Genomic DNA, 26,157 nt, shown 5'->3' on the forward strand with positions numbered 1-26,157 from the left:
ATGCACCCTGCAATCTGTTTGCGCTACGTGAGCCTGGGGTTATTGCTCGCATTTGCCGGCACTGCTCAAGCCTTTGAGGAATGCCAATTCAACCTCAGCGAACCGCTGGTGGATTTGGGCTTGATGAGTCGCCTGGCGCAAAGCGACAGCGCGCCGCAACGCCTGCTCGGCGAGCGCCGTTTGAGCCTGACGTTCACCTGCCCCCAGGCCCAGGACCTGAGCCTGTTTTATCGCGGCACCGCCGCCTCCGCGCAACGCCTGCAATTCACTCCCAACGGCAGCTATGCCATAGAAGTCGGCAACGCCGTGCTGGACGGCCGGGCGGTGGAACTGGGCTTGTTACCCGACGCAGGCCAGGCGCCGGTGAGCAGCGCCAGCGTGCTGGAATGGCGGCCCGACCATGGCATCGCGCCGCTGCACCAAGGCACGGTATTGCAGGGGAAAACCCTGGCGTTGCAGTTGACTCTGCGCGCCTGGGCCGACCCGGCCGCCACCCAGGTGCGCGACGCCACCACCTGGGAAGTCAGCGGGATGATGTACCACAGCGCAAGCGGGCGTTACCGCGACCTCACGTTGCGCGCCCACTTCGCGCCGACCGCCTGCCAACCGACACTGTCGGACCAGGGCGTCGTGGACTACGGCACGCTGTACGCCAAGGATCTGAGTGCCACCCACGAAACACCGCTACCGACGCGCACCGTGCGCCTGAGCGTGACCTGCGATGCTCCGGCCCGCTTCGGCCTGCGCATGAAAGACAATCGCGATGGCTCAGCCACCGGCGGCACCGATGAAACGGCCTATGGCCTGGACCTGGACGCCAGCAACAACAAAATCGGACGTTTCTACCTGACGGTCGACCCAGCGGAATTCAGCGCCGACAGCGTGTCCACGCTGTACCGCACCGACTCCACCAGCAATGGCGCAGCCTGGAGCAGTTCGACTGCGCGGCAGATCCCCATGGCTGCCAACAGCCTCATGGGCTTTACCGACAAGACCGGCGTGACTACGGGCCCGCTCGCCATACAGGTCCTGACCGGCACGATGCGCATCAAGACGTACCTGGCCCCCATCCAATCGCTGGACCTGCGCGACGTCGTGCGTATCAATGGGTCCGGCACCCTCGAAATCATTTACTTGTAGGAGTGCGTACCATGAAAATTCCTGCCCTTTGCAGCCTTCTAATATTGACCAGCACCCAGGCGACGCTGGCGGCCTCGACGGTGGACCTCAGCGTCCAGGGGCTGGTCACGCCCGCCGCGTGCCTGCCGCAACTGTCAAACGGCGGCCTGATTGACTACGGCAAAATATCTCAACAAGACTTGAACCTGGAAACTCGCACCCGTCTACCCGCCAAGACCCTGTTCTTCGGCATGGCGTGTACCGGCCCGGTACGTTATGCCCTGCGCATGCAAGACAACCGCAGCGACTCGACCCTGGTCGAAAGCGAGATTTACTACGGGCTGGGGTTCGACAGCAACGGCACGCCCCTGGGCGTCTACTCCATGACCTTCGATCCTCGGCAGACCCAGGCCAGCAACAACGGGCAACTCTACGGCACCGAATCCACCACCGGGGGGCTGGCATGGCGCACGTCCAACCTCAACCCCATCGACATCGGTTCCCGCAGCTACCTGGGTTTTACGTCAATCGAGGGCAGCGTCAGCGGCCCCACCGCCATTGGCATAATAGGCAGCCACGTCACGGTGCAGACCGTGATCAATGCTCGCAAGAATCTGGATTTGAGCACGCAAACCCCGATTGACGGTTCGGCCACGCTGGAAGTGGTTTATCTCTAGACCTTCTCACAGGTGACGTGCACGTAGCGCGCACGTCCGGCGCCCAGGCCCGCCGCAATGGCGCCGAGGCCGATCACTGCGAAGATCCAGCCGATGGCCGTCCAGCCGCCGGTCCAGTCATGCACCACGCCCACAGCGAAAGGGCCAAGGGACGCCAGGGTATAACCGATCCCCTGGGCCATGCTCGACAGGTTGGCGGCTACGTGAGAGTCACGCGAGCGCAGCACAATCAAGGTCAGCGCCAGGCTGAAGGTACCGCCCTGCCCCAGACCGAGCAGAATCGCCCAACCCCACAAACCGTCCAGCGGCGCATACAGGCAGCCGAACAGGCCGCCGAGGGTCAGCAGCATCACCACCACGATCGCCAGGCGCTGGTCCTTGCCACGGGTAGCCAGCCATGGCGCGGCCAGGGAACTGAACAACTGCACAATGATCGAGCCGGACAACGCCAATCCCGCCTCTGTGGCACTCAGGCCACGGCCGATCAGGATCGACGGCAACCAGCCGAACACGATGTAGGCCAGGGACGATTGCAGGCCCATGTACAAGGTCACTTGCCAGGCCAACGGGTCACGCAGTAGCCCCTTCACACGGTAAGCGACGCGGTGTGCGCCGTGCTTCTGCCCGACTTGCGGCAACCAGAACAACGCCGCCAACAGCGCTGGCAGAATCCAGAACCCCAGACCAAGGGGCCAACTGTCGCCGAAGTAATGACTCAAGGGTACCGTGGCCCCTGCCGCCAATGCGGCGCCCAGGCACAGGGCCATGGTGTAGACGCCGGTCATGGCGCCCGCGCGTGCGGCGAAGTCGCGCTTGACGATACCCGGCAGCAATACGCCGATGATGCCAATGCTGGCGCCCGCGATCAGGCTGCCGGCAAACAGGCCCACTTCCCCGAATGAACTGCGCAGGATGATCCCGCCAGCCAGGGTCAGCAAGATGCCGAACACCACCCGCTCAGCCCCAAAGCGTCGGGCCAGGATCGGCGCCATGGGCGCGAACAGGCCCAGGCACAACACCGGCAGGGTGGTCAGTAAACCGGCTTGGGCGGCCGACAGGCCCAGGCTGTTGGAGACGTCGGCCAACAGCGGCGACAGGCTCGACAAGGCCGGGCGCAAGTTGAGCGCCACCAGGATCAGGCCCAGCAACAGCAACCAGGGCCGGCTCACCCGCGGGTGGCTGTGCTGCACCTCGTCGTCATCGGCCTCGGCGTCAATCAACAACTCTTCAAGTTCGGGCGTGCGTTGGGTTTCAGGGTTCATTGATCAACTGCCGGCAGAGGGATTTGGCACGTTCGGGGTCTTGCTGCTCCACGGCGTCAAGCAGGGCAACGTGCAAGTCGAACACGGCCTGGCGACGCGGTGAAAGGTTCAGGGTCTGGCGCAACTGCGCGCCGACGATAGCGGAGAAATACTGATACAGCTCGCTCAACGCCGGATTGTGTGCGGCGTCCACCAAGCGTTGGTGAAACGCCAGGTCAGCGCTGATATAGGCCTCGAGGTCGCCCTGATACAGCGCGGCGCTGGCATCCAGCGCTGTGCGCAATGCTCGCAGGTCACTTGCAGTACGGCGTTGCGCAGCAAGGCCGATGGCCTCCACTTCCAGAATCTGCCGCGTCTCCTGCGCCTGCCCCATGGTGCAATGAGACAACGCACGCATCGTGCCCAACGGGTCGGTCATCGAGCGCAGATAACTGCCGTCGCCCTGGCGGATTTCGATCAACCCGGAGAATGCCAACACGCGCATAGCTTCGCGCACGGTGTTACGGCTGATCCCCAGCTCGGCGCACAGTTCGGGCTCGGTGGGCAGGCGTTCGCCAACGGCCCACACACCCTGGGCAATGCGCAGACGTAGTTGTTCCAGCGTCTGGTCAACCAGGGAGCGTTTGATCAGCGGGGCAATGTCTGTCATGGGCTTTACGCTTTCGTCCAATCATAGGATGAATTTTCCTACAGCCTATTAGGAGTCGCCTACAAAGGCAACGCACTAGGGTTTTTAGGCAGGGAAAGGAGCAGTATTTTCGATTGGTAAAATTACCCTCAGAGGGTAATTATTGGACTCAGGTGTCTTATGGAAAAGTACACACCTCATTACGATCTGGCCTTGATCAAGGCGCAAGTCATCCGGCTGGGCCACAGAGCCTTTACGGCAACTGCGCGGGAGAGCGCTCGTCAACTTGAATTGAGCATCGGCCAGATGCGGTTGGCGGTCTGCGCCCTTGAAACGCGAATGTTGTACAAATCGATGACAACCTATGCAGACCACCGGATATGGCAGGACGTCTATCTGATCAAGATGTACGGTACGGAGATTTACATCAAGGTGACTCACCGCCCAGGCGGCGAAGCTCCCGTAATCTCCTTCAAGGAGAAAACCTTATGAAAACCCAACAATGCGTGAATTGCGGAACCCATGATGGAATGCAGTATTTCGCAGGTCGCACCTTCACCATCAACACACGCGGCATGATGCGCGACATTCCAAACATCGCGGGCTGGGAATGCCAGGTTTGTAAGGAAATCGAATTCGATCATGACGATGACAGCGCAGAGCGTTATTCCGATGCCAGTGACCAATTATTGATTGATGGCAGAAAAGTCATCGCGGCTGAAATGAAGCGAATCCGTCGCAAACTGCAGCTCACTCAGAAGGAGGCAGTGAAGCTGTTGACTGTGCGCGGGCAAAACTCATTTTCTCGCTACGAAAGGGCTGAGGTTTTCCCTCCTGAACCATTGTTTACACTCATGCGCCTACTGGATAAGCATCCGCATCTGCTGGCCGAGATCGAGGCGCTCAATGTCGGAGAAGACCTCAATCGCCTGCTCATTGCAAAAGATCAGCAACAACGTGCGGCACAAGCATCCTGAACAGACCAACAGGCAAAAATAAACCCGGCACCAGGCTAATGCCAGTCAGTTAAGACAGAATCGGTAACTGTGGCGAGGGAGCTTGCTCCCGCTGGGGCGCGAAGCGGCCCCCAAAATGGGACTGCTACGCAGTCCAGCGGGAGCAAGCTCCCTCGCCACAAGTCACTGGTTGTCTGCTCTAGCTCTTAACTGACTGGCATTAGGCACCAGGCCGGGTTTATTTTTTCAAACGTCGATCAATGCAATATCTGGCTCAAGAACAACTTGGTCCGCTCATTCTGCGGGTTATCAAAGAAGTCATTCGGCGCCGCCTGCTCGACGATCTCGCCCTTGTCCATGAAGATCACGCGATTGGCCACTGTGCGGGCAAAGCCCATTTCGTGGGTCACGCACAACATGGTCATGCCGTCTTCGGCCAGGCCGATCATGGTGTCCAGTACCTCTTTGACCATCTCCGGGTCCAGCGCCGATGTCGGCTCATCGAACAACATGATTTTGGGCTTCATGCACAGCGCGCGGGCAATCGCCACACGCTGTTGCTGTCCACCTGAAAGCTGCCCGGGAAACTTGTGGGCCTGCTCCGGAATGCGCACACGCTCCAGGTAGTGCATGGCGATTTCCTCGGCCTTGCGCTTGGGCATCTTGCGCACCCACATCGGCGCCAGCGTGCAGTTTTGCAGGATGGTCAAATGCGGGAACAGATTGAAGTGCTGGAACACCATACCGACTTCGCGGCGGATCGCTTCGATCTGCTTGAGGTCGTTGGTCAGCTCCACGCCATCGACCACGATGCGGCCTTGCTGGTGCTCTTCCAGGCGGTTGAGGCAGCGGATGGTGGTGGACTTGCCCGAGCCCGACGGGCCGCACAGCACGATACGCTCGCCCTGCTTGACGTTGAGGTTGATGTCTTTCAACACGTGGAACTGGCCGTACCACTTGTTGACGCCCTGCATCTGGATAATGCCTTCAGGGCTCACAGGCTGTTTGATTGCTTCGCTCATCAAAAAACTCCTAACGCTTGTGGCCAGTGTCGAGCTTGCGTTCCAGATGCATGGAATAGCGCGACATACCAAAACAGAAAATCCAGAACACCAGGGCGGCGAACACATAGCCTTCGGTGGCCATGCCCAGCCATTTGGGGTCGGCGGCGGCTTGCTTGACGCTGTTGAGCAGGTCGAACAGGCCGATGATGATCACAAGGCTGGTGTCCTTGAACAGGGCAATGAAGGTGTTGACGATCCCAGGGATCACCATCTTCAAGGCTTGCGGCAAGATCACCAGGCCCATGCTGCGCCAGTAGCCCAGGCCCATCGCCGCAGCGGCTTCATATTGGCCCTTGGGAATCGCCTGCAAACCACCGCGCACCACTTCGGCCACATAGGCCGACTGGAACAGGATCACACCGATCAGCGCCCGCAGCAGCTTGTCGAAGTTCATGCCTTCGGGCAGGAACAACGGCAGCATCACCGAAGACATGAACAGCACGGTGATCAACGGCACGCCTCGCCAGAACTCGATGAAGGTCACGCAGACCACCCGAATGGCCGGCATGTTCGAACGCCGCCCCAGCGCCAGCACAATGCCCAGCGGCAATGCGCCGGCGATGCCCACCGTGGCGATCACCAGGGTCAGCATCAGGCCGCCCCATTGGCTGGTCGCCACGTTGCTCAGCCCGAACACGCCGCCATGCAGCAAGCAGTAGGCAATGATCGGGTACAGCACCAAAAAGCCCAGGCCATAGATCGCCTTGCGTGGGAAACGCGAGATGAACAACGGCGCCACGCCCACGATGGCCAGCCATACCGTCATGTCCACGCGCCAGCGCAGGTCGACGGGGTAATAGCCATACATGAACTGCCCGAAGCGCTGTTGGATAAACACCCAACAGGCGCCCTCCTTGGTGCAGTCGGCGCGGGTGGTGCCCACCCAGTTGGCATCGAGGATGGCCCAGTGCAGGATCGGTGGCACCACCAGGTACACCAGGTAGATCGCCAGCAAGGTCAGCAGTGTATTGAGCCAGCTCGAGAACAAGTTGGCGCGCATCCAGGCCACCGGCCCGAAGACTTTGCTCGGCGGCGGCATATCAGGTTTGAACGTATGCGTAGTCATGGGTGTGTCCTCACCGCTCGATCAGCGCAATGCGCTTGTTGTACCAGTTCATCAGCAGGGAAATGCTGATGCTGATCGCCAGGTACACGCTCATGGTGATGGCAATGACTTCAATGGCCTGGCCGGTCTGGTTGAGCACCGTGCCGGCAAACAGCGAAACCATTTCCGGATAACCGATACCGGCGGCCAACGACGAGTTTTTTGCCAGGTTCAGGTATTGGCTGGTCAGCGGCGGAATGATCACGCGCAACGCTTGCGGGATGATGACCTTGCGCAGCGTCGGCCCCGGGCGCAGGCCCAGTGAACGTGCCGCTTCGGTCTGGCCATGGCTGACGGACTTGATGCCCGAGCGCACGATCTCGGCAATAAACGCCGCCGTGTACACCGTCAGCGCCAAGGTCAACGCCAGCAGTTCCGGGATCAGCACCCAGCCACCGACAAAGTTGAAGCCCGCAAGCTTGGGCATTTCCCAATGCAATGGCGTACCGAAGATCAACACGCACAACGCCGGAATCACCACCAGCAGCGCCAGGCCCGCCCAGAATTTATGGAAAGGAACCCCCGTCGCTTCAAAGCGTTTGTTGGCCCAGCGAGTCATCAGCACGATGGCAACGATGGCGACCGCCAGGCTGGCGACAAACGGCCAGAACCCATCGGACGCCAGCGCTGCCGGCATGTTCAAGCCACGGCTGCTGACAAAGAAGGTGTCACCGAAGTTATGGCTGTTGCGCGGCCCTGGCATGGTCAGGAACACCGCGAAGTACCAGAACAGGATTTGCAGCAGCGGCGGAATGTTGCGAAATACCTCCACGTACACCGTCGCCAGCTTGTTGATCATCCAGTTGGGCGACAAGCGTGCCACGCCGATGATGAAGCCGAGCAGGGTTGCCAGCACCACACCGATGACGGTCACCAGCAAAGTGTTGAGCAGGCCGATGACAAACACCCGGGCATAGCTGTCCGATTCGGTGTAGTCGATCAAGTGCTGCGCGATGCCGAAACCGGCACTGCGCTCAAGAAAGTCGAAACCCGAGGTGATGCCCCGGTGTTGCAGGTTGGTCTGGGTGTTATGGAACAGGTACCAGCCCAGCGAGACCACCGCCACGATCGTAATGATCTGGAACAGCCACGCACGCACTTTGGGGTCGCTGAAGCTGAGCTTCTGCTTGGGTGCGCCGATTTGATTTTGCATGAAGTGCCCCGAAAATAATGGAACAGAACATCACCCGGCAGTTGGCCTACCGGGTGACAGAACCATCAGCGATCAGCGCACAGGGGGTGCGTATTGAATGCCGCCGTTGTTCCACAGGGCGTTCAGGCCACGGTCGATTTCCAGCGGCGTGCTCTTGCCCAGGTTGCGCTCGAACATCTCGCCGTAGTTACCCACTTGCTTGACGATCTGTACCACCCAGTCCTTCTTCACTTTCAGGTCTTTACCGTATTCGCCGTCGGCACCGAGCAGACGCGCAACGTCCGGGTTCTTGGTGGCCTTGGCTTCAGCTTCGACGTTCTTGGAGGTCACACCGGCCTCTTCAGCGTTGAGCATGGCGTAGCCCACCCAGCGCACGATGGCCAGCCACTCGTCATCACCGTTACGCACGACCGGGCCCAGGGGCTCCTTGGAAATGGTTTCCGGCAGCACCACGTAGTCTTTCGGCGAAGCCAGCTTGCTGCGCTGGGCGAACAGCTGGGATTTATCGGACGTCAGCACGTCGCAACGCCCGGATTCCAGCGACTTGGCGCTTTCATCGGAGGTGTCGAAGGTGATCGGGGTGTATTTGAGGTTGTTGGCGCGGAAATAGTCGGAAACGTTCAGCTCGGTGGTGGTACCGGCCTGGATGCAGATGGTTGCACCGTCCAGTTCCTTGGCGCTCTTGACGCCCAGCTTGTTGTTCACCAGAAAGCCGATGCCGTCGTAGTAGGTAATGAAGCCCGGGAATTTCAGGCCCATGCCCGCATCGCGGGAGCTGGTCATGGTGGTGTTGCGCGACAGGATGTCGACTTCGCCTGACTGAAGCGCGGTGAAACGCTCCTTGGCGTTCAACTGGCTGAACTTGACCTTGGTGGCATCGCCAAATACGGCAGCCGCCACAGCGCGGCAATAGTCAGCGTCGATCCCGAGGATCTTGCCGCTGGCATCCGGCACCGAGAAACCCGGCAGGCCGTCACTCACACCGCACTGCACAAAGCCTTTCTTCTGCACGGCGTCCAGGGTGGCGCCCGCCTGGGCAAAACCACTGACACCCAGTACAGCCGCCGCAGAGACGATGGCCAGGGTGGATTTCAATACCTTCATTACAAACCTCCAATTGCTCTTGTTGTGTCGGAGCTCCAACCTCAGCGCACCCTTATGAGGCGATATCGACCCGTGTTGGTTTTTTTTGGGGCCGAGCAGCATGAGGTTTTTGCGGTAATTCCAGTTGCTTTCCCACGAGCGGCAGTCACTGATAGTGTTACCGCCCTGGGAGAGTTCTGACATCGAGCTACACATAGCAAGGCGCGTACCAGAGTCTTGGCCGAGTGGCTGTAACTGCGCTTCGATGGCAAAAGATTCAACCTTGCGACATTCTCTTAACAGATCAACCTGTCGCGCACCGTTCCGACGCACCTCATCGGAGCGCCCGCACACCTATGGAGCAGACATGACCGAACCCTTGATTCTTCAGCCCGCCAAGCCCGCAGACGCCTGCGTTATCTGGTTGCATGGCCTGGGCGCCGATCGCTACGACTTCCTGCCGGTGGCCGAAGCCCTGCAGGAAACCCTGCTGACCACCCGCTTCGTTTTGCCCCAGGCGCCCACGCGTCCGGTAACGATTAACGGTGGCTACGAGATGCCGAGCTGGTACGACATCAAGGCCATGAGCCCGGCCCGTTCGATCAGCCTGGAAGAACTGGAAGCGTCGGCAAAAATGGTCACAGACCTGATCGAGGCGCAACAGAGAACCGGAATAGACACCTCGCGAATTTTTCTCGCCGGTTTTTCTCAAGGTGGCGCGGTGGTTTTCCACACCGCGTTCAAGAAATGGGAGGGGCCCTTGGGCGGTGTGATCGCCCTCTCCACCTATGCGCCAACATTCGATAATGACCTGGAATTATCCGCCAGCCAGCAACGCATCCCCACGCTGTGCCTGCATGGCCAGTACGACGAAGTGGTGCAGAACGCCATGGGTCGCAGCGCCTACGAGCATTTGAAGGGCCGTGGTGTCACCGTGACATGGCAGGAATACCCAATGGGCCACGAAGTGTTACCCCAAGAGATACACGATATAGGCACCTGGCTGACTGAACGCCTGCGCTGAACCCCGTGTTTATGTAGCCGTATGACAGACGCACTACGCCGCGCCCGATTCTTGCATTACACTGGCCGGCGTACATTCCTTAATCAATTAATGAGATGACCGTGCTCAAAGCACTCAAGAAGATGTTCGGCAAAAGCGAGGCTGAGCCGCTCGCGCCTGTTCCCAGTGCTCCTGCCCCCAAGCCCGGCAACCGCAATGACGGTCAACAGCCCGGCCGGAACGCGTCCGCCGCCTCACCGAACAAAACCACGGTGACGCCGCCTGAACAGGTAAAGCCTGCCGCACCCACCCCGACGCCTGTGGTCAAGCCCCGTCGCGAACGTGCGCCCAAACCGCCCGTGACCCCCTGGAAACTCGAAGACTTCGTCGTCGAACCCCAGGAAGGCAAGACCCGCTTCCACGATTTCAAACTGGCCCCGGAACTGATGCACGCCATCCAGGACCTGGGTTTCCCGTACTGCACGCCCATCCAGGCACAAGTGCTGGGCTTCACCCTCGCGGGCAAAGACGCCATCGGCCGTGCCCAGACCGGCACCGGCAAGACCGCCGCGTTCCTGATCTCGATCATCACCCAGCTGTTGCAAACGCCGCCGCCCAAGGAACGCTACATGGGTGAACCGCGCGCGCTGATCATCGCCCCGACCCGGGAGCTGGTGGTGCAGATCGCCAAGGACGCCGCCGACCTGACCAAGTACACCGGCCTCAACGTCATGACGTTTGTGGGCGGCATGGACTTCGACAAGCAGCTCAAGCACCTTGAAGCCCGTCATTGCGACATCCTCGTCGCCACCCCGGGCCGCCTGCTCGACTTCAATCAGCGTGGCGACGTGCACCTGGACATGGTCGAAGTGATGGTGCTGGACGAAGCCGACCGCATGCTCGACATGGGCTTTATCCCGCAAGTACGCCAGATCATTCGTCAGACGCCGCCGAAAACCGAGCGCCAGACCCTGCTGTTCTCCGCGACCTTCACCGAAGACGTGATGAACCTCGCCAAGCAGTGGACCACCGACCCATCCATCGTCGAGATCGAAGCACTCAACGTTGCCAGCGAAAACGTCGAGCAGCATATCTACGCCGTCGCCGGTGCCGACAAGTACAAGCTGCTCTACAACCTGGTCAACGACAACGGTTGGGAGCGCGTGATGGTCTTCGCCAACCGCAAGGACGAAGTGCGCCGCATCGAAGAACGCCTGGTGCGCGACGGCGTCAACGCTGCGCAACTGTCGGGTGATGTGCCGCAGCACAAGCGCATCAAGACCCTGGAAGGCTTCCGTGAAGGCAAGATCCGCGTGCTGGTGGCTACCGATGTAGCCGGTCGCGGTATTCACATCGACGGCATCAGCCACGTGATCAACTTCACCCTGCCGGAAGTACCGGACGACTACGTGCACCGCATCGGCCGTACCGGGCGTGCTGGGGCTGCGGGTGTGTCGATCAGCTTTGCGGGCGAGGATGACTCGTACCAGTTGCCGTCCATCGAGGCGTTGCTGGGGCGCAAGATCAGCTGTGAGACGCCGCCGACGCATTTGTTGCGCGCTGTAGAACGCAAACGCCCTTGAGCTGAAATGCGGTAAAAAATGTGGAAGCGGGCTTGTGTGGGAGCTGGCTTGCCTGCGATGCAGACACCTCGGTTTTTCAGTCACGCCGAGGTGATGCTATTGCAGGCAAGCCAGCTCCCACATGGGTTTCAGCGTCTGGCTGGCTACTTCCAGCGATCCGCTGCGGCGTGGTCACTGCTGCGCCCTTCTACCCAACGCGGGCCCTCACTGGTGTTCTCCTTCTTCCAGAACGGCGCCCGCGTCTTCAAGTAATCCATCACAAATGCACAGGCATCAAACGCTGCCTGCCGATGCGCACTGGCCGCGCCGACAAACACAATCGGCTCGCCCGGCTCCAGCGCGCCGATACGGTGCAGCACCTCCAGCTTGAGCAACGGCCAACGCTGCTCGGCTTCCACAGCGATCTTGCCCAGGGCCTTTTCGGTCATGCCGGGGTAGTGTTCCAGGAACATCCCTGACACGTCGCGCCCGTCATTGAAGTCGCGTACATAGCCGACAAAGCTCACCACCGCGCCCACGCCCACGTTGGCCGCGTGCATGGCGTTGACTTCAGCACCTGGATCAAAGGCTTCGACCTGCACACGAATGGCCATGGTCAGCCTCCGGTCACGGGTGGGAAGAAAGCGACTTCATCGCCGGCTTGCACCGGCTCGTCCAGGCTGCACAACTCCTCGTTGCGCGCACACATCAGGCTCGCTTCGTTGAGCACGGCGAATTCCGGGTCAGCAGCCAGCGCGAGGCGCACGGCATCAACACTGGCAAACTCACCTTCCATCTCCAGCGAGTCGAAACCCACCGCTTCGGCGTAGCGCGCAAAAAACAGTACGTTGATACTCATTGTTCATCCGCCTTGAAATGCCCGCTCTTACCGCCCAGTTTTTCCAGCAGGCGAATACTCTCAATGGTCATGCCGCGATCCACCGCCTTGCACATGTCGTAGATCGTCAGTGCCGCGACGCTGGCGGCGGTCAGGGCTTCCATCTCAACGCCGGTCTGGCCGGAGAGCTTGCAGCGCGCGAGGATATGCACAGCGTCTACGCCGTCGGCGCGCAGCTCCACCTTGACGCCGGTCAGCATCAACGGATGGCATAAGGGGATCAAGTCGCTGGTTTTTTTCGCCGCCTGAATCCCGGCAATGCGGGCCACGGCAAACACGTCGCCCTTGGGGTGGGCGCCATCAACAATCATTTGCAGAGTGGCGGGCAACATGCGCACCCGCGCTTCGGCCACCGCCTCACGGAACGTCACGGCTTTTTCGGTGACGTCGACCATATGGGCGCGACCTTGGGAATCGAGATGAGTCAGCACAGGGATACTCCTGATCAGGAGCAGCGATTGTAAACCTGTGGGTCAAAATTTGCGCAGGGCTGTTTATCCCATCCTGTAGGAGCGAGCTTGCTCGCGAAAAACTCTCAGGCGCCGCGTTTACCCAGGGTGCACGCGTTATCGTTGACGTTTTTCGCGAGCAAGCTCGCTCCTACATTCAAGGTTAGAACCGGAAGCTAAACCCGGCATTGATCCCGTTGTTGTTGCCCCGGTTGGAGAGCAAGCCGCTGTAGTTCAACGACACCAGGGTGTCCTTGGTCAACGCCATTTGCGCACTGGCCTTGATCACCGCGCCATCCCTGGCCACAGGCACGCTGTTGACGGCGAAGGCCGTGTCACTGCCGGCAAACTTAAGAGAAGCTTCACGATCGGTATCACCAAACTGGTGCTCCCAACCCAGCTCACCGCGCAGGGTCACCGCCGAGGTGGACGTGAGCGGCAGCTGGGTATGGCCACGCACGCCCAGGGTGGAGAGTGTCGCGTCCTGGCTTTGCTGGCTGGCATGCAAGGCAGCGGCACCGCCTTTTTCCTTGAACAAGTCGCTTTGATAGTTCAGGTACGTGAGGTTGGCGAAGGGTTCAAGCAGGGTCCATTGGGTGTAACCGATCTCGGCAAACACCTGGTCGGTGCGTGCGTTGTAGTCGGCCTTGGCATGGTCCGACTGATTGGCATAGGCCACCCGTCGCGAAGTGTCCAGGCGGTGCCAGGTGCTGGCACCGCCCAGGCGCAGGGCAATCGCCTCGAAGCGTTTGCCACCATAGACCGACAGGTGATAGTTGTCGCTGTCCGCCGACGCCGACTGGCCGTTGAGGTGGCTTTGGGTATAACCGGTGGCTGCGCCCACGCGCCAGCCGTCGTTCACCTCGGTGTCCAGGCCCAGCAGTACGCCGCTGGTGGACGAGGAGTAACCGCTGGCGTTGTTGTCACCACTGACGTTGTTGCGTCCACCGAGTAGCTGTACCCAGCCGCCGTTGTCACGGCTGTCGATCTGCGCGTTGGAATCCAGTGCCTGCGCCTGTTGCAGGCGAGCGTTGACCGCTTCACGCAGGTAGCGGCTGTCGGCCATTTGCGCTGCGGCCACGTCCGAATGCAATTGCCCTGAAAGTTGCTTGAAGCCCTCCCGCGCCTGGGCGGCGGAATCCGATGACAGCAGGCTTTCGTAGACCGGGCTGCCAGTGCCCAATGTCTCGGCCACCGTCGCCACCGCACGCTCGTTGCGGGTTTGCGCGACACTGGCGAAGGTGGTCTGGTTGCGAGCTATCGCCAGGGTCAACTGATTCGGTTGATAGTTGAGCGCAGTGCCAATGAACAGGTAGTTGGGGGCGAACGCTGCAAACTGCCCCTGGATGCCTTGGCTGGCGCTGAGGATAGTGAACTGCTGGCCCAGCAAGCTGCGCGCCTCGGTGGCGGTCAACAGATTGGGGCTGTTCTCCAGGGACACGCTCACCACACCGCCATTGAGGGTCGCCGCGCCGCTGCTCTGCAACTGGTCGCTGCGGCCATCGGCCCCGACTTCGACGGCATACACCGAACCCGGGTTGAATGTGACGTCGCCGGTGCGCAGTGTGCCAATCGAATGCCCCGGGGCCACTCGCCCACCATTGTTGACGGTCAAGGCGCCCACCGTGCCGTTGCCGGCCAGGGTGCCGCCCAGTGTGGTCATCACGCCGTTATCGGCATTACGCGTACCCACGGCACTGCCATCCACCGTCATGGCCGAGATCAACGCACCGTCCACCGACAATTTGCCTCCGCGTACCCAGGTACTGCCCGAATAGCTGTTCTGGCCTTCCAGCACCAACTCGCCATCCCCGGACTTGACCAGGCTACCGACGTAGGTGCTGCCGGTGAGCACGTCCTGGCCGCGGGTGAGTGTTGCCTGCTCCCGGGCATGACCGATGTCGTATTCAAACTGATCGTCGGCCGAGGCATTGGCGGGCAGGCCATTGAGCCAGCCTTTTTGCTGCTTGGTGGCGGCCCAGGTCGCCTGCTCGGCAGCGTCTTCTACGCGGCGGGCGCGAATGGCTTCATCGGAAATCGGGTTGGCCCAGATATCGCGGGTACCGCTGGGCAACGCCACTGCCACCGCACCGAGGAACTGCCCCGGCCCTTGCATGGCTTTTTGCAGGTTGGGCAAGCCCCAGCCACTGACCACACCTGGTACTTGTGGGACACCCGGCGCGGCATCGTGCACCGGTTGCAGGTTGTCGTAGGTGCGGCCTCCGGTCAGCTCGCCAACCGGCGTGTCCGGTCCATCCGGCGCCTGCAGGCTGGAGGTGGTCAGCAACACGTCCCGCGCCTGGCTGGGCGTCATATAGGGGAAGCGTTGCATCACCAACGCCAGGGCCCCGGAAACGCTCGGCGCGGCGGCCGAGGTGCCGTTGGCATTCGGGATGATTTCGCCCTCGGGGCCGGCAGACGGAATGCCCGACACGCCCATCACGCACCACCACTTGGACGTACCGCAGCGGTTATAGACCTGGGCGCTGGTCTCGTCATAGCCCGTGATCGAAAGGAACTTGCCTTCGATATCCGGTTTGAAAAACGGCAGGTTCGCGTTGGTGTACGGGTTGGCACCGTGGCTGTCGTTGCCCGCCGAGATGATCTGGATAAAGGTGTTCTGACGGGCCGCGTCGGCCATGGCGTCCATCCAGGTTTTGTGCCCTGTATGAGCCTTGTCCCAGAACGGGCGATAGGCGGCGGTCATGTCACGCAGGTTTTGCGCGGCGCTGTCGCCGACGTTACCGAAGTGGTTCTCCACATCATCGCGCGAGCTCTGCCCCCAGCTCTGGTTGACAATCGCCACGTTCTTCGCGGCCAGGGCGTTGTAGCTGGCCATGAACGCGTTGTAGTCGAGGTCGTTGGAGCCTAGGTAGCGGTCGTTGTCGCTGCCGCCGGTGTTGGCGATAAACAGATTGGCGTCGAAGGCAATGCCGTGCATACCGGTGCCGTTGCGGCTGGCGGCCAGCACCCCGGACATTTCCGTGCCATGCCCGTCGTTGAACGCCGAGTCGTATTCCCCTGGAATACTGAAAGGCTCACCCTGCTTGAACTCGCCGGTGGGCACTTCAAGGCGGTAGCGCGGATGGGTGGCGTAGTACTCGCCGGTAGATGTCACCGCCTGCACTCGGTCCTGGCCCTGGGCGTTCTTGCCCTGGAACTCGGAGTGTTCGGTGAGGATGCCTGAGTCCAGCACGCCAACATTGACCCCCTTGCCGGTGATGCCCAAGGCATAGGCGTAATACGCGTTGGTGCGGTCCAGGCCGGAGTTGACCTGGGCCTCCGGCGTCTTCCAGGTTTGCGCGTTGGCACTCCAGTCACGGGTTACGCCCGCCCAGGAAAGACCAGCGTTCAATTGCCCGCTCAGGTTGCTGCTCACGCCCGGCTCTACGTAGGTGTAAGGCTTGGCGGCCGGCAAGTTGGCGATAATGGCCTTGGAGAAGTCGAGGATATTGGTGGTGTAACGGCCGCTGTTGTTGAACAGCTGGCTGCGGTAATAATCCAGGCGCGAAGCGTAGTCCAGTGGCCGCCGGGTGTCGCCGAGCATGGCGCCGATGGTCAAGTTTTCGGGTTGCAGCTCGTAGTTTTGCTTGAGGGCCGAATCGAACTTGCCGGACTGGGCAGCGAAATCCTTGGCCGCGAGATCGACGATATCCGCGTAGGCAAACCTGAGGTTTTTGTACACAGCGGTATCAGGGCCGAATGAGGCGACGGCTTTCCTGAACGCCGATTCCAATACCTGCGAGGTGTAAGGATTGTCGTCTGCATTGGCCATGGAGCCGTGGCCCAGCCATAAGGCCAGGCCGAGTGCTATGGGTGTAAGGGGTATGGTCTTGAAACGAGGGGTGCGATTGCGTTGTGCCACAGTGAAGCGATTACCTGCTACGTCCATTTTCCTTTCCCTTTGGATATGTGCGTCATCAATGAGCGGTGTATCGGGCTTTGTAATAGGCAGGGTCACGGTGAAAACCCTGGACAGGTTTTCTAAACGTTCGTCGACTCAAGGAGGTGGTGTTCCGACGGCGTCAAGCAGTGTTCTTATTGTTTTTACCGCAGAAAAAATGTAACAAAACAATTACAGAGGCCACGGGCACCCAGGACGCGTTAACGCAGGCAAATGTCGCACAGAACAAAAACCCCGGATCTCGTGAAAAATCCGGGGTTTTTCGCAGCGGTTTCAGCGTAGTTACAGGTGGGACTCGGCGTATTCAGCCAGGATCGAACGTGGCACGCCTTGCAGCGCAATGTGCACGCCGTTCGGGAAGTCCTTGAAGCGTTCCGTCAGGTAAGTCAGCCCGGAGCTGGTCGCGGACAGGTAAGGGGTGTCGATCTGCGCCAGGTTGCCCAGGCACACCACTTTGGAACCGGCGCCGGCACGGGTGATGATGGTTTTCATCTGGTGCGGGGTTAAGTTCTGGCACTCATCGATCAGAATCAGGCTTTGCTGGAAGCTGCGGCCCCGGATGTAGTTGAGTGATTTGAACTGCAACGGCACTTTGCTGAGGATGTAGTCGACGCTGCCATGGGTGTTTTCGTCATCCATGTGCAAGGCTTCGAGGTTGTCGGTAATCGCCCCCAGCCACGGCTCCATTTTTTCCGCCTCGGTACCGGGCAGGAAACCGATTTCCTGGTCCAGGCCCTGCACGCTGCGGGTGGCGATGATGCGGCGATAGCGTTTGGTCACCATGGTCTGTTCGATGGCGGCGGCCAGGGCGAGGATGGTTTTCCCCGAACCTGCGGCGCCCGTCAGGTTGACCAGGTGAATGTCCGGATCGAGTAGCGCATACAGCGCCAGGCTCTGGTAGATATCACGCGGTTTCAGGCCCCAGGCTTCCTGGTGCAACAGGGGTTCCTGATGCAGGTCGAGAATCAGCAGCTTGTCGACCTGGATCTCTTTGATCCAGCCCACGAAGCCCTGTTCATCGACAATGAACTCATTGATATGCACGGCCGGCAGGTTGTCGATCAGCTGTACCTGGTGCCAGGTGCGGCCGTGGTCCTGACGGGTTTCGACCTTGCTGACACGGTCCCAGAACGAGCCGGTCATCATGTGATAACCACGCGAGAGCATCGACACGTCGTCGACCAGTTGGTCGGTGCTGTAGTCCTCGGCAGCGATCCCACACGCTCGTGCCTTGAGGCGCATATTGATGTCTTTGGTCACCAGCACCACGCGCAGGTCCTTGTCGCGGGCGTGCAGGTCGATCAATTGGTTGATGATTTTGTTGTCGTTCAGGTTTTCCGGCAGCAGGCTGTTGGGCTCGCTGCGCTTGCTCATCAGGATCGACAGCAAGCCCTTGGGCCCGCTCTTGCCACGCTGGATGGGCACGCCGACCTCGACGTCCTCGGGCGAAGCTTCACCCAGGGTCTTGTCGATCAGGCGGATGGCCTGGCGGCATTCGGCGGCAACGCTGTGGTGGCCGCTTTTGAGTTTGTCGAGCTCCTCAAGCACGATCATCGGGATGGCGACGTGGTGTTCTTCGAAGTTCAGCAGTGCGTTTGGATCGTGGATCAATACGTTGGTATCAAGCACATAAAGGATTGGCTGGTCGGAAGAAGGGTTACGTCCATGATCATCCATACTCGGTCACCTTTGTGGGAGCCATTCGACGCAATACCTGGGCGGTGCTGCGCCTCGATTCGACCACCGATTGCACCTTGAACAAGGTCAAGTGCAGTGCCCACAGTAGGAGTCTTGGAAGACGCCACCTGTGCTGCAGGTTTCGGCGGTCTGACTTCGTAATACCGCAAAACCCATGACAGGAAAAAGTACTTTGACGCTTTTTTGAAGTTTATTTTTCAGGATGACGAATAGCACTAGCCGAGTGCCATGTACCCCGTTAAAGTCGGAAGTCCGCCTGCATCGAAATGTCGCAGCAAATCGCCCCATCCCCAGCAAAGCCGGGCACTTCATCGAAATGCCTCGCGACACTCCTGCCAACCCAAGCCACTCTGCGCCGTTGCCTGCAATACCATCGGCAATGCCACCCGCGCCTTGTCCTGGGTGTCGTGAAACACGATCACGCCTTTGCGCCATAGCAGCATCAACGTCAGCACCCGTTGCGCCGACTCATCGGCCTTGAGCTTGCCCGGCTCGTCCTGGGAATCGATGTCCCATAACGCCACTTGCAAACCCTGTTGCTGGAAGAATCCCTGGCTGTCCGCGCGGCGCTGCCCATAGGGCGGACGGAACAGCGGCACATAGTTTTCCGGCAGCAGATTCTGTACCAGCCCGGCGCTGCGGGTGATGGAGCTTTGCCAGTCGACCCAATGGCTGTGGGAGCGGTACTGCCAGCCCTGAAGCCCCACGCACTGCCCTTGGTACAGCGCCTGCACATCGGCGGCGGAACTGCGCTCCACGCGGGTTTGCAAGCTGCTGCCAAGGACAAAGAACGTCGCGTTCATCTTTTGCTTGCGCAGGTAATCGGTGAGCCCGTCGGTATTGCCGCTGACAGGTGCAGGGCCACCGTCGAAGGTCAGTAAAAACATCCGGTCATTGAGTTCATCACCGTTGCGCTCATGATCGCCAAAGCGCGCCACTTCACTGCTGATCTGCGGAAACAGCGCGGCCTTGCGCAACAATTCGTCCAGATAGCGTGCGTGAAAGTGCCGGCTGGGGGCAGCCCAGCCTATATAGAAAGAGTTGTCACTGACCTCGAACTTGCCGGCCTGCTCACGCAGGTCGTCCATGTTTTCCACCAGGTAGCAGAACGAGGCGTCTTCTTCGCAGCTCTGCTGGGCGAATGTGTAGTTCTCCAACAGCCGTTTCCAGAGCTGGCGACGCAGGTCGCCGATGGCGGCCAGGTTGATGATCTTCAGCCCCAGGCGTTGCTTGAGCGCCGCGTCGTCCAGGGCTTCGCTGGCGAGCAGGCCGTGGGCGAACATCAGGATCTCCGCACGCGAAGCCACATCGAACAGCGCCGGGCTGGCGAGTTTTTCCGGCCAGGTACTACGGTCCAGGCTGGCGACATCCACCGGCGCGGCCTGGGCATTCAGGCACAGCAGGCAAGCGGACAATAAAAGCGCTAATCGCACACGAGGTCTCCCTCTACAGAGTTACCGCCCATCATAGCGGACTGGTCCGCCCTTTTTGTGTAGGAGCGAGCTCGCTCGCGAAAAACGTCCGGGCACCGCGTCTATTCAGTCTGCCAGCATTCTCGTTGACGACTTTCGCGAGCAAGCTCGCTCCTACAAAAACCGGGGCCTATCGGCTTGATAGGTGGAGTCGAACGCTCCAACCCCCTAGAATCCCCCCACGATTCCAGGAGCCAACTTCATGCTGATGGTGATTTCCCCCGCCAAAACCCTCGACTTCGAGTCCAAGCCGGTCACTGCGCGCTTCACCCAGCCGCAGTACCTGGACCACTCCCAGGAACTGATCGAGCAACTGCGCGAACTGAGCCCGGCGCAAATCAGTGAGCTGATGCACGTCTCCGACAAGATCGGTGGCCTCAACGCCGCGCGCTTCGGCAGTTGGACACCGGCCTTCACTCCGGCCAACGCCAAGCAGGCGCTGCTGGCGTTCAAGGGCGATGTGTATACCGGCCTGAATGCCGAAACCTTCAGCGATGCCGATTTCAGCTATGCCCAGGACCATCTGCGTATGCTCTCGGGCCTGTACGGCCTGCTGCGTCCGCTGGACCTGATGATGCCGTATCGCCTGGAGATGGGCACCAAGCTGGCCAACGCCCGCGGCAAGGACCTTTACGCGTTCTGGGGCACACGCATCAGCGAATGGTTGAATGAAGCCCTGGCCGAACAAGGCGACGACGTGCTGCTCAACCTGGCCTCCAATGAGTACTTCTCGGCGGTCAAGCGCACAGCCCTGAACGCGCGGATCATCAACACCGAGTTCAAGGACCTGAAGAACGGCCAGTACAAGATCATCAGCTTCTACGCGAAGAAGGCCCGGGGCATGATGAGCCGTTTTGTGATTGAAGAACGCATCAACGATCCGGCCAGGCTCAAGCAGTTCGATGTGCAGGGTTATCGCTTCAATGCGGAGCAATCCAAGCCGGATAACCTAGTGTTTTTGCGCGATCACGCACCGGAATAAGGCCTGTACAGCCACCAACATCAACTGTGGGAGCTGGCTTGCCTGCGATAGCGGAGGGCCAGCCGACTCACATGTCGCTGATACACCGCTATCGCAGGCAAGCCAGCTCCCACATTTTTTGCCTGCATTTCACCCCATCAATCGTCATTTATTTGGCGTCAAAAAATATCAAGACACATCTCTAACAATTTCTTCACTCGACACTCGTCGGTTTTTTTCGTAGTGGCACCACTTTTTTTTAACGGTAGTGGCACAAAACTATCCTCTCGCACCAACTCCCCATAACTACTGGCCTAAATAGCAAGTGCTATCAATATAGTACTAGTGCCATCTTTTCTAATATTTCAAAAAATTTCCGGAAAGGGGATGAGCGGCCCGGAACTTCGTCTTGAAGCACCGCTCATACCACCGGTAACGAAATTCTCTGTTTACGTAAGAGATGACTTACATACCGACCAATGGAAGTAGCCAAGTTGTCATAAAGCACTTTGGCTCGAGGGTCATATCATCAACTGATTGAGTTGAGGGCGGCGATAAGGACTCATTGCCAACCCCCTAAAGGCCAAGGCAGCGCTGACCTAAATGAGCCAGTGTTAACACCCAAGGCTTTGATATCAAAAGGCTTATTGCCTGTATCAAAGCTCTGCGGCACTGGCGCCGGACCCTTCCGCCACGGAAAACCGGCTGCATTTCAGGGCAAGCCCCAATAATAAGGCCACGTTGCGCACAACTTGAGTGCAATAGTTAGTCACTCGCTATTTAACATGCCTGCACGCGGTAAGTCGGCGTCTATTCGCCTAACTTTCGCGGCATCAGTGACGCTTGCAAACATGAACTCCGGCCATCTAATGGCATGATTTAAACATAGAGGTAATTGCGATGCGCATCAGCATATTTGGTTTGGGTTACGTTGGCGCCGTGTGTGCCGGTTGCCTGTCTGCCCGTGGCCATGAAGTGGTCGGCGTAGACATCTCCAAGGACAAGATCGACCTGATCAATGCGGGTAAATCCCCCATCGTTGAACCGGGTCTGGGCGAACTGTTGAGCCAAGGCATCGCAACCGGTCGACTGCGCGGCACCACCAATTTCGCCGAAGCCATCCGCGACACCGACCTGTCGATGATTTGCGTCGGTACGCCGAGCAAGAAAAACGGCGACCTGGAGCTCAACTACATCGAATCGGTATGCCGTGAGATAGGTTTTGTGCTGCGTGACAAGACCACCCGCCACACCATCGTGGTGCGCAGCACCGTACTGCCAGGCACCGTGGCCAACGTGGTGATCCCGATCCTCGAAGACTGCTCCGGCAAGAAAGCCGGCGTCGACTTCGGCGTTGCGGTCAACCCGGAATTCCTGCGTGAATCCACCGCCATCGCCGACTACGACCTGCCACCGATGACCGTTATCGGCGAGTTCGACAAAGCCTCCGGCGACGTCCTGCAGTCGCTGTACGAAGAACTCGACGCGCCGATCATCCGCAAGGACATCGCCGTTGCCGAAATGATCAAGTACACCTGCAACGTATGGCACGCCACCAAAGTCACCTTCGCCAACGAGATCGGCAACATCGCCAAGGCCGTCGGCGTTGACGGTCGTGAAGTGATGGAAGTGGTCTGCCAGGACAAGACCCTCAACCTGTCCCAGTACTACATGCGCCCAGGCTTCGCTTTCGGCGGTTCGTGCCTGCCAAAAGACGTGCGTGCCCTGACCTACCGCGCCGGCTCCCTGGACGTGGAAGCACCGTTGCTCAACTCGCTGATGCGCAGCAACGAATCCCAAGTGCAGAACGCCTTCGACATCGTCTCCAGCCACGACAAGCGCAAAGTCGCCCTGCTGGGCCTGAGCTTCAAGGCCGGTACCGATGACCTGCGTGAAAGCCCATTGGTAGAACTGGCGGAAATGCTGATCGGCAAGGGCTACGACCTGAGCATCTACGACAGCAACGTCGAGTACGCCCGTATGCACGGCGCGAACAAGGACTACATCGAAGGCAAGATCCCTCACGTGTCGTCCCTGCTCAACTCGGACTTCGACGAAGTGATCAACAACTCCGACGTGATCATCCTCGGTAACCGTGACGAGAAGTTCCGCGCCCTGGCGCACGAAGCCCCGCACGGCAAGCAAGTGGTCGACCTGGTGGGCTTCATGTCCAAGGCCACCAGCGTGAGCGGCCGTACCGAAGGTATTTGCTGGTAACAGCAACGGCAAGTTTCAGGCTGCAAGTGGCTTACCCCAGCGCTTGCAGCCTGAAGCCTCCTCACCTTGCGGATGACGTTTATGTCCAAGTTAAAACATGTATTTCTGCAATCGGCCGGCTGGCTGTTCTTTCTCAGCCTGCTGATGGGGCTCGCCCTGCTGTTGCCGGCGAGCACCTTCGATTCGCAATCGAAGAATTTTATTTTCCTGATTGGTGCCGTGGGTATCTGGCGCTACTCGATGGGCGCGACGCATTTCTTTCGCGGCATGCTGTTCCTGTACGTGGTGTACCCGCACCTGCGCCGCAAAGTGCGCAAGCTGGGCAAGGCCGCCGACCCGTCCCATGTGTTCCTGATGGTCACCAGTTTTCGTATCGATGCGCTGACCACCGCCCAGGTCTACAGCTCGGTGATTCGCGAAGCCATCGACTGCGGCTTCCCCACCACCGTGGTGTGCTCGCTGGTGGAAATGTCCGATGAGCTGCTGGTGAAAAGCCTCTGGGAAAAGATGAACCCGCCGGCTCACGTCAAGCTCGACTTCGTGCGCATCGCTGGTACCGGCAAGCGTGACGGCCTGGCCTTCGGTTTTCGCGCCATCTCGCGTCACCTGCCGGACGACCGCGCCGTGGTTGCCGTGATCGATGGCGACACCGTGCTGGCCGAAGGCGTAGTGCGCAAGACCGTGCCGTGGTTCCAGCTGTTCGGCAATGTCGGTGGCCTGACCACCAACGAATTCTGCGAAGTGCGCGGCGGCTACATCATGAGCGAATGGCACAAACTGCGCTTCGCCCAACGCCACATCAACATGTGCTCCATGGCCCTGTCCAAGCGCGTGCTGACCATGACCGGGCGCATGTCGGTGTTCCGCGCCAGCGTAGTGACTGACCCGGGCTTTATCGCCGACGTGGAAAGCGACTCGCTGCAACACTGGCGCCTGGGCCGTTTCAAGTTCCTCACCGGGGATGACAAGTCCAGCTGGTTCAGCCTGATGCGCCTGGGCTACGACACCTTCTACGTGCCGGACGCCGCCATCAACACCGTGGAACACCCGCCGGAAAAGAGCTTTATCAAGGCCAGCCGCAAGCTGATGTTCCGCTGGTACGGCAACAACCTGCGCCAGAACTCCCGTGCCTTGGGCCTGGGCGTGCGTCGCCTCGGCCTGTTCACCAGCGTGGTGCTGTTCGACCAGCGCGTATCGATGTGGACCTCCCTGCTCGGCCTGACCGTGGCCATGATCGCCACCTTCAAGTACGGCGGCGCGTTCATCCTCGCCTACCTGCTATGGATCGGCATTACCCGCCTGATCCTCACCCTGCTGCTGTCGTGCTCCGGCCACAAGATCGGCCCGGCCTACCCGCTGATTCTCTATTACAACCAGATCATGGGCGCGTTGGTGAAGATCTACGTGTTCTTCCGCCTTGATCAACAGTCCTGGACCCGCCAGGACACCAAACTGACCCGCGATTTGGCCAGCTTTCAACGTTGGTTCAACACCTGGTCGTCTCGGACCATGACCTTCTCCGCCGGCAGCATCTTCGTTGCCGTGTTGCTGATGATGGTCTGACCCTGCCAAGCCTGAATTAACCTAGGAATTACACCCGATGAATAGCCAAGTAAACGCCAACGTTGTCCACGAATCCGAAGCCCAGCGCCAACACGCCCGGGTGAAAATCCCGGCCAAGCTGCGCTTCTTCAACAGCGACCGCACGCCGACCGAAGCAAAGGTTATCGACCTGTCCGCCGGCGGCCTGGCTTTCACCGCTACCCAGCCGCTCACCATCGGCCAAGTGCACAAGGGCCGCCTGCAGTTCGTGATCGACAACCTCGGCCTGGCCATGGACGTGGAGCTGCAGATTCGCTCCTACGACCGCCAGACCGGCCGCACCGGTTGCCAGTTCCAGAACCTCGATGCCCAGGATATTTCCACCCTGCGCCACCTGATCACCTCGCACCTGTCCGGTGACATCGTGACCATGGGCGACGTACTCGCGACCCTGCAACGCGACAACTTCACCAAGGCACGCAAGGTCAAGGACGGCGGCAGCGGCATGACTGCGTTCGGTCGCCTGCGCGCCGTGACATTCAGCCTGGCGATCTTTTTGGTGGGCCTGGCGGCCTTCGGCTTTGTGGTCAAGTCGCTCTACGGCATGTACTTCGTCAGCCACGCCCAGGCAGGCCTCGTCAGCGTACCGGGCATGAACGTGACCATGCCCCGTGACGGCACCGTGCAAAGCCTGCTCAAGGGTGATTCGGTAGCAGCCAAGGGCGCGCCGCTGGCGACATTCAGCACCAGCATGCTCGACGTGCTCAAGGGCCACCTGGACGAAGACCAGTTGCAACCGGCCAAGGTCGAAGAACTGTTCGGCAAGCAAATGACCGGCACCCTGACTTCGCCGTGCGATTGCGTGGTGGCCCAGCAACTGGTCGCCGACGGCCAGTACGCCAGCAAGGGCGATGTGATCTTCCAACTGGTGCCACGTGGCAGCCAGGCTAATGTTGAAGCCCGCTTCACCTACCGCCAGTTTGGCGATGTACGCCCAGGTACGCCGGTGAGCTTTCAGGTCGCCGATGAAGAACAGGTTCGCACCGGCACCATCGTCAGCAGCACCAGCCTGAACAGCGCCGACCTGTCCTCCGACATCCGCGTGCAGATCAAGCCTGATGCACCGCTGGACAGCACCTACGCCGGCCGCCCGGTGGAAGTCACCAGCGACCGTGGCCCATCGCTGAACTGGCTGATCGACAAAGCCATGGCTCACGGTCTGTAAGCGAGGACATGCCTGTGATGACTCTCTCAAAAACACCACAATCCCTGTGGGAGCGGGCTTGCTGTGGCGAGGGAGCTTGCTCCCTCGCCACCATGCACATCTGCCGCTGCCTTGGGTGGGCCGGCGCCTCCCCCGCGTGCATACTGCCCCTCCCCCACAGCAGCGCGCTCACCGGGTCG

At 60.0% G+C, this 26,157-nt stretch carries 22 protein-coding genes; 10 read left to right on the forward strand and 12 right to left on the reverse strand.

Features of this window, described 5'->3' with window-relative positions; genetic code table 11:
* Together GIV26_RS21330 and GIV26_RS21335 are read left to right on the forward strand one after the other, a co-directional pair.
* Positions 1 to 1,140: a DUF1120 domain-containing protein gene (locus GIV26_RS21330; RefSeq protein ID WP_236282090.1), complete on the forward strand. Its 1,140-nt coding sequence runs from the start codon at positions 1 to 3 to the stop codon at positions 1,138 to 1,140.
* Between the two features lie 11 nt (positions 1,141 to 1,151).
* Positions 1,152 to 1,796, forward strand: a complete 645-nt coding sequence (locus tag GIV26_RS21335; RefSeq protein WP_236282091.1) for a DUF1120 domain-containing protein — start codon at positions 1,152 to 1,154, stop codon at positions 1,794 to 1,796.
* On the opposite strand, the gene GIV26_RS21340 is transcribed toward GIV26_RS21335, so the two are convergent.
* Together GIV26_RS21340 and GIV26_RS21345 are read right to left on the reverse strand one after the other, a co-directional pair.
* Positions 1,793 to 3,058, reverse strand: coding sequence for a CynX/NimT family MFS transporter (locus tag GIV26_RS21340; RefSeq protein ID WP_236282092.1), 1,266 nt, complete (start codon positions 3,056 to 3,058; stop codon positions 1,793 to 1,795). The two genes, GIV26_RS21335 and GIV26_RS21340, sit on opposite strands and share 4 nt — an antisense overlap.
* Positions 3,048 to 3,707 carry a FadR/GntR family transcriptional regulator gene (locus tag GIV26_RS21345; RefSeq protein ID WP_236282094.1) on the reverse strand — a complete coding sequence of 220 codons (660 nt, stop codon included), beginning with the start codon at positions 3,705 to 3,707 and terminating at the stop codon, positions 3,048 to 3,050. Before GIV26_RS21345 ends, GIV26_RS21340 begins: the two co-directional genes overlap by 11 nt.
* A gap of 159 nt (positions 3,708 to 3,866) precedes the next feature.
* Between GIV26_RS21345 and GIV26_RS21350 the strand changes: the two genes are divergently transcribed.
* A complete protein-coding gene (locus GIV26_RS21350; RefSeq protein WP_054897719.1) occupies positions 3,867 to 4,178 on the forward strand; it encodes a type II toxin-antitoxin system MqsR family toxin in 312 nt (103 codons plus the stop codon).
* Positions 4,175 to 4,663: a type II toxin-antitoxin system MqsA family antitoxin gene (locus GIV26_RS21355; protein WP_236282096.1), complete on the forward strand. Its 489-nt coding sequence runs from the start codon at positions 4,175 to 4,177 to the stop codon at positions 4,661 to 4,663. Before GIV26_RS21350 ends, GIV26_RS21355 begins: the two co-directional genes overlap by 4 nt.
* 236 nt (positions 4,664 to 4,899) lie before the next feature.
* On the opposite strand, the gene GIV26_RS21360 is transcribed toward GIV26_RS21355, so the two are convergent.
* From GIV26_RS21360 to GIV26_RS21375, 4 genes are all read right to left on the reverse strand, one after another.
* Positions 4,900 to 5,664: an amino acid ABC transporter ATP-binding protein gene (locus GIV26_RS21360; protein WP_010444394.1), complete on the reverse strand. Its 765-nt coding sequence runs from the start codon at positions 5,662 to 5,664 to the stop codon at positions 4,900 to 4,902.
* A 10-nt stretch (positions 5,665 to 5,674) separates the two neighbouring features.
* The gene (locus tag GIV26_RS21365; protein ID WP_014717022.1) at positions 5,675 to 6,772 is read right to left on the reverse strand and encodes an amino acid ABC transporter permease; all 1,098 of its coding nucleotides are present in this window, start codon (positions 6,770 to 6,772) and stop codon (positions 5,675 to 5,677) included.
* A 10-nt stretch (positions 6,773 to 6,782) separates the two neighbouring features.
* Positions 6,783 to 7,964: an amino acid ABC transporter permease gene (locus GIV26_RS21370; protein WP_105225837.1), complete on the reverse strand. Its 1,182-nt coding sequence runs from the start codon at positions 7,962 to 7,964 to the stop codon at positions 6,783 to 6,785.
* 72 nt (positions 7,965 to 8,036) lie between these two features.
* Positions 8,037 to 9,068 carry an amino acid ABC transporter substrate-binding protein gene (locus GIV26_RS21375; RefSeq protein ID WP_034128697.1) on the reverse strand — a complete coding sequence of 344 codons (1,032 nt, stop codon included), beginning with the start codon at positions 9,066 to 9,068 and terminating at the stop codon, positions 8,037 to 8,039.
* Positions 9,069 to 9,414: 346 nt separating this feature from the next.
* On the opposite strand from GIV26_RS21375, the gene GIV26_RS21380 reads away from it, so the two are divergent.
* Together GIV26_RS21380 and rhlB are read left to right on the forward strand one after the other, a co-directional pair.
* Positions 9,415 to 10,071 (forward strand): alpha/beta hydrolase, encoded by a 657-nt coding sequence (locus GIV26_RS21380; protein WP_054921054.1) that lies wholly within the window; start codon positions 9,415 to 9,417, stop codon positions 10,069 to 10,071.
* Between the two features lie 95 nt (positions 10,072 to 10,166).
* Positions 10,167 to 11,633, forward strand: a complete 1,467-nt coding sequence (rhlB, locus tag GIV26_RS21385) for an ATP-dependent RNA helicase RhlB (protein ID WP_236282097.1) — start codon at positions 10,167 to 10,169, stop codon at positions 11,631 to 11,633.
* Between the two features lie 143 nt (positions 11,634 to 11,776).
* Here rhlB and moaE read toward each other — a convergent pair whose 3' ends face one another.
* From moaE to GIV26_RS21415, 6 genes are all read right to left on the reverse strand, one after another.
* Positions 11,777 to 12,226, reverse strand: a complete 450-nt coding sequence (gene moaE / locus GIV26_RS21390; RefSeq protein ID WP_125969552.1) for a molybdopterin synthase catalytic subunit MoaE — start codon at positions 12,224 to 12,226, stop codon at positions 11,777 to 11,779.
* A 2-nt stretch (positions 12,227 to 12,228) separates the two neighbouring features.
* Positions 12,229 to 12,471 carry a molybdopterin converting factor subunit 1 gene (gene moaD, locus GIV26_RS21395; RefSeq protein WP_032903342.1) on the reverse strand — a complete coding sequence of 81 codons (243 nt, stop codon included), beginning with the start codon at positions 12,469 to 12,471 and terminating at the stop codon, positions 12,229 to 12,231.
* On the reverse strand, positions 12,468 to 12,941 hold the full coding sequence (gene moaC / locus GIV26_RS21400; RefSeq protein ID WP_034128701.1) for a cyclic pyranopterin monophosphate synthase MoaC: 474 nt from the start codon (positions 12,939 to 12,941) through the stop codon (positions 12,468 to 12,470). The genes moaD and moaC overlap by 4 nt, the downstream gene beginning before the upstream one ends.
* Positions 12,942 to 13,122: 181 nt before the next feature.
* Positions 13,123 to 16,851: an autotransporter domain-containing protein gene (locus GIV26_RS21405; protein ID WP_236282099.1), complete on the reverse strand. Its 3,729-nt coding sequence runs from the start codon at positions 16,849 to 16,851 to the stop codon at positions 13,123 to 13,125.
* A 294-nt stretch (positions 16,852 to 17,145) separates the two neighbouring features.
* A complete protein-coding gene (locus tag GIV26_RS21410) occupies positions 17,146 to 18,540 on the reverse strand; it encodes a PhoH family protein (protein ID WP_005785025.1) in 1,395 nt (464 codons plus the stop codon).
* Positions 18,541 to 18,869: 329 nt separating this feature from the next.
* Positions 18,870 to 19,994 carry a polysaccharide deacetylase family protein gene (locus GIV26_RS21415; protein WP_236282101.1) on the reverse strand — a complete coding sequence of 375 codons (1,125 nt, stop codon included), beginning with the start codon at positions 19,992 to 19,994 and terminating at the stop codon, positions 18,870 to 18,872.
* Between the two features lie 241 nt (positions 19,995 to 20,235).
* Here GIV26_RS21415 and yaaA point away from each other — a divergent pair, with 241 nt between their 5' ends.
* From yaaA to GIV26_RS21440, 4 genes are all read left to right on the forward strand, one after another.
* On the forward strand, positions 20,236 to 21,015 hold the full coding sequence (yaaA, locus tag GIV26_RS21425; RefSeq protein WP_032903347.1) for a peroxide stress protein YaaA: 780 nt from the start codon (positions 20,236 to 20,238) through the stop codon (positions 21,013 to 21,015).
* 879 nt (positions 21,016 to 21,894) lie between these two features.
* Positions 21,895 to 23,211: a nucleotide sugar dehydrogenase gene (locus tag GIV26_RS21430; protein ID WP_054898938.1), complete on the forward strand. Its 1,317-nt coding sequence runs from the start codon at positions 21,895 to 21,897 to the stop codon at positions 23,209 to 23,211.
* An 81-nt stretch (positions 23,212 to 23,292) separates the two neighbouring features.
* Positions 23,293 to 24,774 carry a mannuronan synthase gene (gene alg8, locus GIV26_RS21435; RefSeq protein WP_161794312.1) on the forward strand — a complete coding sequence of 494 codons (1,482 nt, stop codon included), beginning with the start codon at positions 23,293 to 23,295 and terminating at the stop codon, positions 24,772 to 24,774.
* A gap of 37 nt (positions 24,775 to 24,811) precedes the next feature.
* The gene (locus tag GIV26_RS21440; protein WP_034128707.1) at positions 24,812 to 25,978 is read left to right on the forward strand and encodes an alginate biosynthesis protein Alg44; all 1,167 of its coding nucleotides are present in this window, start codon (positions 24,812 to 24,814) and stop codon (positions 25,976 to 25,978) included.
* Positions 25,979 to 26,157: the final 179 nt, after the last annotated feature.

Origin of the sequence: Pseudomonas sp. PA-1-3F, from assembly GCF_021609665.1 — a bacterium.
GTDB classification, from domain to species: Bacteria; Pseudomonadota; Gammaproteobacteria; order Pseudomonadales; family Pseudomonadaceae; genus Aquipseudomonas; species Aquipseudomonas paracarnis.